The following is a 12,322-nucleotide window of genomic DNA, read 5'->3' on the forward strand; positions in this document are numbered from 1 at the left end:
GAGCCGATCCGCGACCGCTGGCCAAGGCGACGGGATTTACCGGGCCGTAACCACGATGCGGTGCGCCGACGAGTTTCGCTTTACATAGAACAAAACAAGAACAAAACTTGGGGCGTCAACGAAAGGCGAGGCCCATGTTCAAGCGGATGATCCTGACGGGTGCGGTCGAGTTCATGGCCTTCGGGCTCCTGGCGATGTCCATCGCCGCCTGGGCTGTCGCACTGGCGCCCTTGCGTTAGCGTTGCGACGGGGTCACAGGGGTCGTGCGGTCCACAGGGAAACGCGTCCGGGCCCCGAATTCTCATGGATTGGAAACCACGACTCGGGCTGGTGGTCTCATGGCGCGCATCCTGAAAGACCCGGCTTACGTCCACCTCCACGTTCACTCGTCGTTCTCCCTGCTGGAAGGGGCCCTGAAGGTCGGGGACATCGTGAAGGCGGCGCTCGCCGACCGGCAGCCGGCCCTGGCGCTCACCGACACCAACAACCTGTTCGGGGCGCTGGAATTCTCCGAGAAGGCAGCCGGCGCCGGCCTCCAGCCGATCCCGGGCCTCCAGCTCACCGTCGCCTTCGAGGCGCCCGATCCGATGGCGCGCGTCGGGCAGGGCCAGGCCGGCTGCGCCAACATCGTCGTGCTGGCCAAGGACGAGACCGGCTACGGCAACCTGCTGCGTCTGGCGAGCCGCGCCTATTTCGACGGGGCGCTGGGCGACGCCCCCCGGGTCGGCGTCGAGGCCCTGGCCGAGTCGAGCGCCGGCCTGATCGCCCTGACGGGCGGTTCCACCGGGCCCCTCGACAGCGCCCTGCGGCAGGGCCGGGCCGAACTCGCCGCCGGCCGCCTGGCGCAGCTGCGCGCGGCCTTCGGCGAGGACGGCCTCTACGTCGAGATCCTGCGCCACGGGCTGCCCGACGAGCGCATGGTCGAGCGGGAATTGCTGCGGCTCGCCGACACGAACGGCCTCTCGGTGGTGGCCGCCAACGAGCCGTTCTTCGCCCGGGAGGGCGACTACGACGCCCACGACGCGCTGCTGGCCATCGCGGACGGCCGCCTCGTCTCGGACGACCGCCGCCGCAAGCTGACCCCGCGCCACGGCTTCAAGACCCGCGCCGAGATGGCCGCGCTCTTCGCCGACCTGCCGGACGCCCTGAACGCCACCGTCGAGATCGCCATGCGCTGCGCCTACCGCGTGCGCACCCGCAAGCCGATCCTGCCGAATTTCGGCGTGGTCGCCGTCCTCGACGCCGCCGCCCCCGAGGGCACCCCCGAAGTCCCGGCGGCGCCCCCCCTCGACGAGCCGGCGGAGCTGCGCCGGCAGGCGGAGGCCGGCCTCGAACGGCGCCTCGCCCAGCACGGCACCGCGCCCGGCATGTCCGAGCAGGTCTATCGCGACCGCCTCGCCTTCGAACTCGACGTCATCGTCGGCATGAAGTTTCCCGGCTACTTCCTGATCGTGTCGGACTTCATCAAGTGGGCCAAGGACCACGACATCCCGGTGGGGCCGGGCCGCGGCTCCGGCGCCGGCTCCCTGGTGGCCTGGTCGCTCCTCATCACCGACCTCGACCCGCTGCGCTTCGGCCTGCTGTTCGAGCGCTTCCTCAACCCCGAGCGCGTCTCGATGCCGGATTTCGACATCGACTTCTGCGTCGAGGGCCGCGAGCGGGTGATCAGTTACGTGCAGCAGCGCTACGGCGAGCGGCAGGTGGCGCAGATCATCACCTTCGGCACCCTGCTGGCCCGCGGCGTGCTGCGCGACGTCGGCCGCGTGCTGGAGATGCCCTACGGGCAGGTCGACAAGCTGACCAAGCTCGTGCCGCAGAACCCGGCCAATCCCGTCACCCTGGTCCAGGCCATCGAGGGCGAGCCGAAGCTCCAGCAGGCGATCGAGGAGGAGCCGATCGTCGCCCGGCTCATGGAAATCTCGAAGAAGCTCGAGGGCCTGCACCGGCACGCCTCGACCCACGCCGCCGGCGTGGTCATCGGCGACCGTCCCCTCGAACAGCTGGTGCCGCTCTACCGCGACCCGAAGACCGGCATGCGGGTGACCCAGTTCAACATGAAGTGGGTCGAGGCCGCGGGCCTGGTGAAGTTCGACTTCCTCGGCCTGAAGACCCTGACGCTGCTGCGCTGCTGCACGGACTTCCTGGCCCGGCGCGGCATCATCGTGGATCTCGCCTCGCTGCCCCTCGACGACGCGGCGACCTACGCGCCGATGAAGCGCGGCGAGACGGTGGGCGTGTTCCAGGTGGAATCGGCCGGCATGCGCAAGGCCCTGGTCGAGATGCAGGCCGACCGCTTCGAGGACATCATCGCCCTGGTGGCGCTCTACCGCCCGGGCCCCATGGCCAACATCCCGGTCTATTGCGAGCGCAAGCTCGGCCGCGATGCCGGCAACGAGGCGAGCTGGTACCCGCACGAGAAGCTGGAGCCGATCCTCAAGGAGACCTTCGGCATCATCGTCTACCAGGAACAGGTGATGGAGGTGGCCAAGGTCCTGGCCGGCTACTCGCTCGGCGAGGCCGACATGCTCCGCCGCGCCATGGGCAAGAAGATCAAGGCCGAGATGGACGCCCAGCGCGACCGCTTCGTGAAGGGCTGCATCGAGCGCGACCTCACCAAGGCCAAGGCCAACGAGATCTTCGACCTGCTCGCCAAGTTCGCCGATTACGGCTTCAACAAGTCGCACGCCGCCGCCTACGCCCTGCTGACCTACCAGACCGCCTACCTCAAGGCGAACCATCCGGTGGAGTTCCTGGCCGCCGCGATGCAGCTCGACATCGACGTCACCGACAAGCTGGCGGAGTTCCGCCAGGACGCCCAGCGCCTGAAGATCACCGTCGAGCCGCCCTCGATCAACACCTCGGGCGTCGGCTTCGAGGTGCGCGAGGGGCGCATCCACTACGCGCTCGCGGCGATCAAGGGCGTGGGCCGGGGGGCGGTCGAGGCCCTGATCGAGGCCCGGGGGGACCGGCCCTTCAAGGATCTCGCCTGCCTCGCCCGCCGCCTCAACCCGCGCATGCTCAACAAGCGCACCCTGGAGAACCTCGTGGCGGCCGGCGCGATGGACACCATCGAGCCGGATCGCGCCCGGGCCTGCGCCGCCATCGAACCGATGATGAAGCTGGCGCAAGGGGCGGCCGAGGCGGCCAGCACCGGCATCGAGGACATGTTCGGCGGCATCACCGCCGCCGACGTCACCCTGCGGGTGCCGCCCTACGACCCCTGGCCGATGGCCGACAAGCTGAAGAAGGAATACGAGGCGATCGGCTTCTTCCTGTCGGGCCATCCCCTCGACGAGTACGGCGACCTCCTCGGCAAGCTCCGGGTCCAGACCTGGGCCGAGTTCTGCCGCGCCGTCCGGGCCGGCACCACCAGCGTGGGCCGCGTGGCGGCCTCGGTGCTCGACCGCTCGGAGCGCCGGACCAAGACCGGCAACAAGCTCGGCATCGTCATCCTGTCCGACCAGACCGGGCATTTCGAGGCGATCATCTTCTCGGAGGGCCTCGGCCAGTACCGCGAGATCCTCGAGCCGGGCCGGCCGCTGGTGCTCCAGCTCCAGGCTAACCTCGAGGGCGAGGACGTGCGCGCCCGCATCATGACCGCCGAGCCCCTCGACGTGGCGGTGGCCCGCCACCAGAAGGGCATGCGCGTCTACCTGCAGGACGAGCGCCCGATCCAATCCGTGCAGCAGCGCCTGCAGGTGCGCGGGGAGGGCGAGGTCTCCCTGATCCTCCTCCTCGACGGCGCCCGCGAGGTCGAGGTCAAGCTGCCGGGCCGGTACCAGGCGACGCCCCAGATCGCCGGAGCGCTCCGGGCGGTGCCGGGCGTGGTGCAGGTCGAGGTGAACTGAGGCGTCGGCCCTTAGGCACGGGGCCTCGCATCGGCCGGGCCGGGAGCCCGACCGACGCTTCCGCTCATCCGGTCTTCGACGGTCTTCGGTGGATTCCTCCGGCGCCTCTCGCGCAGGTCCCCCTCCTGGAGGGAGAGGAACAGGGTAAGGCGCGTGACCACGTCGGAGGGGCGAACCCCTCACCCCAACCCTCTCCCGGATGAAAGCGGGGGCCTGTTTCGACCCACCCCACCGGAGGGATCGCGCGGACGCCCTCTCGCATCGGACCCGATCGATCCCTCGGCATGCCGGGCTTCGGGAGGCCGGATCCGGGCTCCGATCAGGGGGTGCGCGGGCCTGTCCTGCGCGCCTCCGACTTAGCCCGATCAAGGCCCCGGTGTGAGTAAGCGGAGCCGTCTCACGCCGCGCGGATGGCGGCGAGGAAGCCCTCGACCTCCTGGCGCACGGTGACCGACTGGACCGAGAGTTCGCCCGCCGCCATCAGCACCTGCTGGGCCGCGGAGCCGGTGTCGCCGGAGGAGGCGAGGACCTGGGCGACGTTCGTCGAGACGTCCTGGGTTCCGCGGGCCGCTTCGGCCGCGTTGCGGGAGATCTCGCCGGTGGCCGCCGTCTGCTCCACCACCGTCGCGGCGATGCTCTCGGTGATCGCGTTCACCGACACGATGGTCTGGCCGATCTGGCGGATGGCCGCGACGGCCTGGGCGGTGGCCTGCTGGATCGCCGCGATCTGCCCGCCGATCTGGTCGGTGGCCCGGGCGGTCTGGCCGGCGAGCTCCTTGACCTCCGCGGCGACCACCGCGAAGCCGCGTCCCGCCTCGCCGGCCCGCGCCGCCTCGATGGTGGCGTTGAGCGCCAGCAGGTTGGTCTGGCTGGCGATGCCGGAGATCATCGTCACGGCCTCTCCGATCCGGTCGGCGGCCTGGATCAGGCTGCCCATGCTGGCGTCCGTCGCTTCCGCCTCGCGGGCCGCGGCGCCGGCGGCGGCGTTCGATTGCTGAACCTGGCGTTCGATCTCCTGCAGGGAGGCGACCATCTCCTCGGCGGCCGCGGCCACGGTCTGCACGTTCGTTGCGGTTTCCCGCGCGGCCGCGCTCGAGGCGAGCGCCTGCCCGCTGGTGCTCTCCGCCACCTGGGTCATCGACCGGGCCGTGGCGTCGAGTTCGGTCGCCGCGGAGGTGACGATGCCGATGGTGCCCGAGATGGTCTGCTCGAAGCTCTGGACGAGCTCGTCGACCCGGTCCGCCCGGCGCTGGCGCGCCGACAGCGCGGCGACCTGCTGCGCCTCCAGGTCGATGCGCGCGATGGCGTTCTGGCGAAACACGTCGACGGCCTTGGCCATCGCGCCCATCTCGTCCCCCGCCGTCTGCGAGGGGACCGTGACGGCCGTCTCGCCGGCGGCCAGGCGGCTCATCGCGTCCGTCATGCCGGAGATCGGCCGGATGATGCTGCGGGCGATCAGGACGGCGAGGGCGCCGCCGAGCGCCAGCGCCAGGCCGACGAAGGCCATCTGCAGGACGCGGGCCCGGCTCACGCTCGCGTCCGTGTCGGCGATGATCTCGCTCACGGCCGACTCGATCTTCGCCCGGACTCCCAGGCCCGCCTGCATCAGGGCCGCCGCATGCGGTTTGAGCGTGTCGTCATGGGCCGCCCGCGTCGCCTCGATGGCGGCTGCCGCCGCGTTGAAGGCGTCGATGTAGGCGGCGACCGTGTCCTGCAACCGCTTGATCGGACGCGTGAACGCGCCGCCCGTGTCGAGCTCCTTCAGCGTCCTGATGGCGGTGTCGGCCTTGAGGCTGTTCGTGGCGAAGGTCGCGGGACCCTGGGGATCGCGGGTGGCCAGGAAACGCCAGTTCGCGACCCGCATCAGCAGCACCGCGCTGTCGACCGTCGCGACCTGAGCGATCTGCGCCGCAGAGCCGTTCTGACGGATGTCGGAGATCAGGAGGCCGGCCACGCGCGTCAGCTCGTCGCCGGTCCGGAACAGCTTGGTCTTGCTGTCCGTCAGCGCCAGACCGGCTTGTCCGAGGCGCTGGATATCGTCCTTCAGGGCGGCAGACTGGTCCCGCATGCCGGCGTAGATCGCGCGCCGCTCCTCCGACACCGCGATGTCGACCTGGCGCTGGAGCACCGTGGTGATGGCCTGGCGTGTCTGCTCGACCTGCTCGATCTGATCGGGCGTCCGGCTCGACTGCAGATCCAGAGCCTGCCCGGACAGCCGCTCCGCGAGGCCGTTCATCGCGAAGACGTTGCGTGCCCCCTCCTCGAGGCGAGCGACCCGTGCGTATTCGGCCACGATGGAGCCGAGTTGATACTGCGCGGTCAGGCCAATTCCGCCGGTGATCAGGATCAGGCTGCCGAATCCGGCGTAGAGGCGAGCGCGGATACCGTATGTCATCGAGAGGCCTGATCCGTTGCGTGGTTTGTGCATGTCTCCTAGGTGTTGACCAATAAAAATGTCTTAAATTACATTATCTATCTGCATCGTCAGATCTACCTGAACTAATATGGTCCATCTATACAATCGAGATGAGCATTTTTGGGCCAGCAACGTCACGTGGATCACCGATCGCGGGCATGTCCGGTCGATCGGGGTCGAACGAACGGACCGCCCGACGTCCTACCCGCGCGCCACGCCCCGTCGTTCCGGCGGAACCCGCGCGTCGAAGGTCCGAAAGGGCGCGTCAGGCGCCGGCCGCCGACGGGCCGGCGGTGCCGGCCCGGACTCGCGCCCGCAGGCGCTCCGCCACCATCGCCTGCAGGGTGAGGAGGTGCGGGCAGCGGATGCCCGCCTCGAGGCAGGCGGCCACCGTGCGAAACAGGTACTCGGCGCTCGGCCCGAGATGGCCGGCCCCGGCGGCGATCCGGTCCGCGATCACGTCGTCCGGGATCGGGCCGGTGTAGCGGTCACTCTCGGGATTCACCAGGAAGGTCAGCGCCTGGATCGTGCCGGCGGCCGTCTCCACCGGGACCCAGCGCCCGAGATAGCCGTTGCCGCGCATCTCGCGGCGCCAGACCGGCAGCAGGGTCTCGGCCGCCTCCGCACCGCTCAGCCGGAAGGCGACCCCCTCGCAGGAGCCGCCCGCATCGAGGGCCAGGACGAGGCCGGGATTGTCCACGCTGCCGCGGAACCGGCGCTGGAGGAGGCAGAAGCGCCGGTGATAGCCGTGCACGGTGCCGACCCGGCGCTCGGAATAGGCGAATTCCGGCTGCCAGATCAGCGAGCCGTAGCCGAACACCCACAAGCCCTCCGCGGGCATCGGCCGGGCGGCGAGGGCGGCGGCGAGGCCCGGGGCCAGTTCGGCATCGCTCAGCAGCGCGAGGGCCGTCGCGTCGTCCGCCACCGGCGTCGGATGGGCACGGGCGATGAGGGCGAGGGTCAGGGCGAGGGGCTGGTCGGGCATGGGGCCAGCGAACCACCGGGCAGGCCGGGGCGCAAGACCGGCTGCGCCGAAGCGCAAGACCGGCCGCGCCGAAGCGCAAGACCGGCCGCGCCGAAGCGCAAGACCGGCCGCGCCGGGGGGCGTGCCTCAGCCCCGGCCGGCCGCCAAAGCCTCCAGTTCCGGCAGCGGCTCGGTCCGGTGCCCCTCGCAGATCTCCGGATCCTCGTCGACGCGGGTGAGGACGCCGCCGGCCTCCTGCACGACGATCTTCGGCCGCTCGGCGCGGCCGAAGGTGCGTCCCGTCATCCGGCTCGAGAGGCAGTAGAGCGTGCGGCCGGCGTCTTGGAACGGCTGCGAGACCCGGCTGTGCGCGAACCGCACCGGGATCAGCGAGACCGCGCCGAACGCGGCCTGCCCGAGGGCGAAGGCGGCGAGCCGTTCCCGCAGGGGCGCGGTCGCGGCGGGCGTCGGGATGGATGCCCGCGGCCCGCAGGCCGCGAGGGGCAGCAGGGCGGCGAGGACAAGGGCGGGGCGGCGGCGGGCCGCGCGCACGGGCAGGGACATCGGGGCAGGCTCGACTCAGTGTGATGGCGAGCCTATCGAATTTCCCGCCTTGGGGGAAACTGCGTTCACTTGCAACCGGAATGGACGCAGCGCGCTTGCATCGCCTCGACGGCGCCGTAAGACACGGGCATGCAATGGACCGACGAGGCCCTGGTGCTCGGCCTGCGCCGCCAGGGCGAGACCAGCGTCATCCTCGAACTCATGACCCGGACCCACGGCCGCCACCTCGGGCTCGTGCATGGCGGGCGCTCGCGCCGGATGCAGCCGGTGCTGCAGGCCGGCAACCGGGTGCAGGCCACCTGGCGGGCGCGCCTCGACGAGAGCCTGGGCGCCTTCGCGGTGGAGCCCGTCGAATCCGTCGCCGCCCGGCTGATGGGGTCGGGGCTCGCCCTCTACGGCATGAGCCATCTCGCGGGCCTGCTCCGCCTGCTGCCCGAGCGCGACCCCCATCCCGAACTGTTCGAGGCGGCCGGCCTCCTGGTGGCGCACCTGCACGACCCGGACATCGCCCCGCCGCTGATGGTCCGCTTCGAACTCGCCATCCTGGCCGAGCTCGGCTTCGGGCTCGACCTGGCGGCCTGCGCCGCCACGGGGGGCAACGACGCGCTGATCTACGTCTCGCCCCGCAGCGGGCGGGCGGTGAGCGCCTCGGCCGGCGAGCCCTATCGCGACCGGCTCCTGGCGCTGCCGGACTTCCTGCGGGCCCGGGCGCCGGGTGCGTCCCTGCCGATGACGCCGGACGCCCGGGACGTTACCGCGGGGTTTACCTTGACGGGGTATTTCCTCGACCAGCACATCTGGGGACCGCGCGCGATCCCCGTGCCCGAGGAGCGCGCGCGCTTCGTTGCATTGGGCACGGGAAGCGCCTAAATTCCGTTCGTGTTTTGTTCTGAATTGGGTCGTCTGAGGCCCGGGAGTTCGTGATGGGCCAGCCCTTCGAGCCGCCATCGAGTCCCGATGGCATCGAGAGCGTCGAGCTGAAGACCGCGCTCGAGGATCGCTACCTCGCCTACGCGCTGTCGACGATCATGCACCGGGCGCTGCCCGATGCCCGCGACGGGCTCAAACCCGTCCACCGCCGCATCCTGTTCGCCATGCGGCTCCTGAAGCTCGATCCGACCTCGGCCTTCAAGAAATGCGCCCGCATCGTGGGCGACGTCATCGGCAAGTACCATCCGCACGGCGACACGGCGGCCTACGACGCCCTGGTGCGCATGGCGCAGGACTTCGCGCAGCGCTATCCGCTGGTCGACGGGCAGGGCAATTTCGGGAACATCGACGGCGATAACGCCGCCGCCCAGCGCTACACCGAGGCCCGGATGACGGAGGTGGCGCGCCTCCTCCTCGAAGGCCTCGACGATGATTCGGTGGATTTCCGCCCGAACTACGACGGGCAGGAGGAGGAGCCGGTGGTGCTCCCCGCCGCCTTCCCGAACCTGCTGGCCAACGGCTCCCAGGGCATCGCGGTGGGCATGGCGACCTCGATCCCGCCCCACAACGCGGCCGAGCTCTGCGACGCGGCGCTCTACCTGATCGGCCATCCCGAGGCGACCTCCGCCCAGCTCCTCACCTTCGTGAAGGGGCCGGACTTTCCCACCGGCGGTATCCTGATCGACAGCGCCGAATCGATCACCGAGGCCTACCGCACCGGGCGCGGCGGCTTCCGCGTGCGGGCGCGCTGGGCCAAGGAGGACCTGGGGCGGGGCACCTGGACCATCGTGGTCACGGAGATCCCCTACGGCGTGCAGAAGGCCCGCCTGATCGAGAAGCTCGCCGAGCTCCTGCAGGAGCGCAAGCTGCCCCTGCTCGCCGACGTGCGCGACGAATCGGCCGAGGACGTCCGCATCGTGCTGGAGCCGCGCGCCCGCAACGTCGATCCCGTCATCCTGATGGAATCGCTGTTCCGGCTCACCGAGCTCGAATCCCGCATCTCGCTCAACATGAACGTGCTGGTGGGCGGGCTGGTGCCCCGCGTCATCGGCCTCGCCGAGGCCCTGCGCGAGTGGCTCGACCACCGCCGCGTCGTGCTCCAGCGCCGGTCGCGCCACCGCCTCGGCCAGATCGACCGCCGCCTGGAGATCCTGGGCGGCCTGCTCATCGTCTATCTCGACCTCGACGAGGTGATCCGCATCATCCGCGAGGAGGACGAGCCGAAGCCCGCCCTGATGAAGCGCTTCGAACTCACCGAGGTGCAGGCCAACGCCATCCTCGACACGCGCCTGCGCTCGCTGCGCAAGCTCGAGGAGATGGAGATGAAGCGCGAGCTCGACGCCCTGACCCTGGAGAAGGAGGGGATCGAGGGGCTGCTCGGCTCCGACAAGCTGCAATGGGCCGACATCACCAAGCAGATCCGCGCGGTGAAGAAGACCTTCGGTCCCGAGACCAAGATCGGCGCCCGGCGCACCACCCTGGAGAACCCGCCCGACACCGCCGGCATCGACTTCGCCGCCGCCCTGGTGGAACGCGAGCCGATCACCGTCATCGTCTCCAACAAGGGCTGGATCCGGGCCCTCAAGGGCCACGTGGCCGACCTCTCGGGCGTCGCCTTCAAGGGCGACGACGGCCTCAAGCTCGCCTTTCCCAGCGAGACCACGGCCAAGATCCTGGTGCTGGCCTCGAACGGCAAGGTCTTCACCCTGGAGGCGGCCAAGCTGCCGGGCGGGCGCGGCTTCGGCGACCCGATCCGCCTGATGGTGGATTTCGACGACGGCACCGAGATCGTGGCGGCCATCCCCTACCAGCCGGGCGCCAAGGTCCTGGTCGCGGCCACCGACGGGCGCGGCTTCCTGGCGCCGGCCGATGCGCTCGTGGCCAACACCCGCAAGGGCAAGGGCATCATGGGCCTCGACGCGCCGGCGACGGCCGCCGTGCTGGTGCCGGCCACCGGCGACCACGTGGCGGTGTGCAGTGCCGACCGGCTGATGCTGGTCTTCCCCTTGAGCGAATTGCCCGAGATGGTGCGCGGCAAGGGCGTGCGCCTGCAGCGCTGCCGCCAGACCACGCTCACCGACGCCCACGTCTTCCCCCTGGCCGAAGGGCTGCCCTGGCGCGAGGCGGGCGGCGAGGCGCGCCTCGCCCATGCGGGGATTCTGGAGAAATGGCTGGGCCACCGCTCGGATGCCGGCGCCCTGATGACCCGGAGCTTCCCGAAGTTCGAGCGGTTCGGGAAGTAGAAGGCGCGGTCGGCCCCAGGCGCCTGGACGCGAATTTCAGGGCGTCTGGCCGAGCGTTTCCTCGACGAGGCGCGGGTTTCGCTGGAGGAGCGCCAGGAGCATGCGGGCCGGTCCTTCGGGCTGGCGACGGCGCTGTTCCCAGTTCCGCAGGGTGCCGACGGCGACACCGATCCGACGGGCGAAGGCATCCTGTGAGAGATCCGTCGCCTTTCGGATCGCGGCGACGTCGATGTCCTGCGGGACGTGGATGCCGAACCCGGCTCCGATGTCCCCGCGCGCATGGGCGGCCGCCTGTTTCAGGCTCAACGCCAACTCGGCGAACATCGCGTCGTCCCTCGCTCATCGCCCCCAGAGAACGAGATCACGCGGGCGCCGCCGCGCTCGCCGCGCCCGGTCAAGGGAACGCGAACCTTCCGAAGGCCGCTAGGCCCCGGAATCACCTCGCGCGCCTGCGGATGGGCCGCGAGGAAATCCCCCACCGCACCTCGCGCGACATCGGTCATGGCGCGTTCGGCAGAGCGCAGATAGACCTCGTCTCGATGACCGTAGGGAGCACGCTGGCCATGCCCAAGACCGCGCCGTTGGCGCATGTCCGTCAATGGCAGGAGACAGGTCGAGGAGCTCGGTGGAGATCCGTCAAGGACCGGCAGACAGTCGTCAACCGGGCCAAACACAGACGGCAAGGCCCGGGAAACCGAGTCTTGCCGCACAAGGAATCCCTACAAGGCGAGAAGCCGGGTCGCGCCGCTTGAGTCAGCGGCGGCGGAACTGACCCCGCATGGGCGGGCGCGGACCGGAGGAGCGCTCGTCCTTGTGCCGGAACACGAGGCGGCCCTTCTCCAAGTCGTAGGGCGACATCTCGACGGTGACGCGGTCGCCGGCCAGAGTCTTGATGCGGTTCTTCTTCATCTTGCCGGCCGTGTAGGCCACGATCTCGTGCCCTTGGTCGAGCTGCACGCGGTAGCGCGCGTCCGGCAGGATCTCGATCACGAGACCGTCGAACTGCATCAACTCTTCTTTCGCCATCCACACTCTCCAGCCGGACGGCCTGAAAAGGGGCGACCCGGGACACAAAACGAAGCCGTTCGGCAAAACGCGGCGGGCGGCGGGTCCGATCCCATCGGATGCGCAACACCGGCGAGCGTTGCCCCGACATAATGTCCGGATCGGCCGGAAGCAAGCTTTTCCCGATGCAGGCCGGTGATGAACCCGGCACAAGTCGCGCGCGGATCCGACGTGGATTCGGAAAGATCAAGATTTGGCCCGCGATTTCGCTCCGTGGGGGGGGGGGGGGGGGGGGGGGGGGGCGGGGGGGGGGGGGGGGGGGGGGGGGGGGGGGGGGGGGGGGGGGGGGGGG

The 12,322-nt window shown here is 70.3% G+C and carries 8 protein-coding genes; 3 read left to right on the plus strand and 5 right to left on the minus strand.

Annotation, left to right across the window (positions count from 1 at the left end):
• Window positions 1-338 precede the first annotated feature (338 nt).
• Window positions 339-3,848: a DNA polymerase III subunit alpha gene (dnaE, locus tag AC6EUL_RS17255; RefSeq protein WP_499871529.1), complete on the plus strand. Its 3,510-nt coding sequence runs from the start codon at window positions 339-341 to the stop codon at window positions 3,846-3,848.
• Between the two features lie 397 nt (window positions 3,849-4,245).
• Here dnaE and AC6EUL_RS17260 read toward each other — a convergent pair whose 3' ends face one another.
• The 3 genes from AC6EUL_RS17260 to AC6EUL_RS17270 form a co-directional block, all read right to left on the minus strand.
• Window positions 4,246-6,243, minus strand: coding sequence for a methyl-accepting chemotaxis protein (locus AC6EUL_RS17260; protein ID WP_499871531.1), 1,998 nt, complete (start codon window positions 6,241-6,243; stop codon window positions 4,246-4,248).
• A 286-nt stretch (window positions 6,244-6,529) separates the two neighbouring features.
• On the minus strand, window positions 6,530-7,249 hold the full coding sequence (locus tag AC6EUL_RS17265) for a gamma-glutamylcyclotransferase (RefSeq protein WP_499871533.1): 720 nt from the start codon (window positions 7,247-7,249) through the stop codon (window positions 6,530-6,532).
• Between the two features lie 126 nt (window positions 7,250-7,375).
• Window positions 7,376-7,792 carry a hypothetical protein gene (locus tag AC6EUL_RS17270; protein ID WP_499871535.1) on the minus strand — a complete coding sequence of 139 codons (417 nt, stop codon included), beginning with the start codon at window positions 7,790-7,792 and terminating at the stop codon, window positions 7,376-7,378.
• 129 nt (window positions 7,793-7,921) lie between these two features.
• Here AC6EUL_RS17270 and recO point away from each other — a divergent pair, with 129 nt between their 5' ends.
• Together recO and parC are read left to right on the plus strand one after the other, a co-directional pair.
• Entirely contained in the window at window positions 7,922-8,662 is a 741-nt protein-coding gene (recO, locus tag AC6EUL_RS17275) for a DNA repair protein RecO (RefSeq protein WP_056275272.1), read from the plus strand.
• 53 nt (window positions 8,663-8,715) lie between these two features.
• Window positions 8,716-10,965 carry a DNA topoisomerase IV subunit A gene (gene parC, locus AC6EUL_RS17280; RefSeq protein WP_499871537.1) on the plus strand — a complete coding sequence of 750 codons (2,250 nt, stop codon included), beginning with the start codon at window positions 8,716-8,718 and terminating at the stop codon, window positions 10,963-10,965.
• Window positions 10,966-11,001: 36 nt separating this feature from the next.
• Here parC and AC6EUL_RS17285 read toward each other — a convergent pair whose 3' ends face one another.
• A complete protein-coding gene (locus AC6EUL_RS17285) occupies window positions 11,002-11,289 on the minus strand; it encodes a helix-turn-helix domain-containing protein (RefSeq protein ID WP_056275275.1) in 288 nt (95 codons plus the stop codon).
• A 429-nt stretch (window positions 11,290-11,718) separates the two neighbouring features.
• Window positions 11,719-11,991 (minus strand): translation initiation factor IF-1, encoded by a 273-nt coding sequence (gene infA / locus AC6EUL_RS17290; RefSeq protein WP_056178999.1) that lies wholly within the window; start codon window positions 11,989-11,991, stop codon window positions 11,719-11,721.
• Window positions 11,992-12,322 lie beyond the last annotated feature (331 nt).

This window comes from Methylobacterium sp. 001424705, from assembly GCF_059816145.1.

Bases quoted from the DNA above. Each gene is read 5' to 3' on its own strand.
- dnaE (WP_499871529.1), top strand. From the start codon at position 339: ATGGCGCGCATCCTGAAAGACCCGGCTTACGTCCACCTCCACGTTCAC.
- AC6EUL_RS17260 (WP_499871531.1), bottom strand. From the start codon at position 6,243: ATGACATACGGTATCCGCGCTCGCCTCTACGCCGGATTCGGCAGCCTG.
- AC6EUL_RS17265 (WP_499871533.1), bottom strand. From the start codon at position 7,249: ATGCCCGACCAGCCCCTCGCCCTGACCCTCGCCCTCATCGCCCGTGCC.
- AC6EUL_RS17270 (WP_499871535.1), bottom strand. From the start codon at position 7,792: ATGTCCCTGCCCGTGCGCGCGGCCCGCCGCCGCCCCGCCCTTGTCCTC.
- recO (WP_056275272.1), top strand. From the start codon at position 7,922: ATGCAATGGACCGACGAGGCCCTGGTGCTCGGCCTGCGCCGCCAGGGC.
- parC (WP_499871537.1), top strand. From the start codon at position 8,716: ATGGGCCAGCCCTTCGAGCCGCCATCGAGTCCCGATGGCATCGAGAGC.
- AC6EUL_RS17285 (WP_056275275.1), bottom strand. From the start codon at position 11,289: ATGTTCGCCGAGTTGGCGTTGAGCCTGAAACAGGCGGCCGCCCATGCG.
- infA (WP_056178999.1), bottom strand. From the start codon at position 11,991: ATGGCGAAAGAAGAGTTGATGCAGTTCGACGGTCTCGTGATCGAGATC.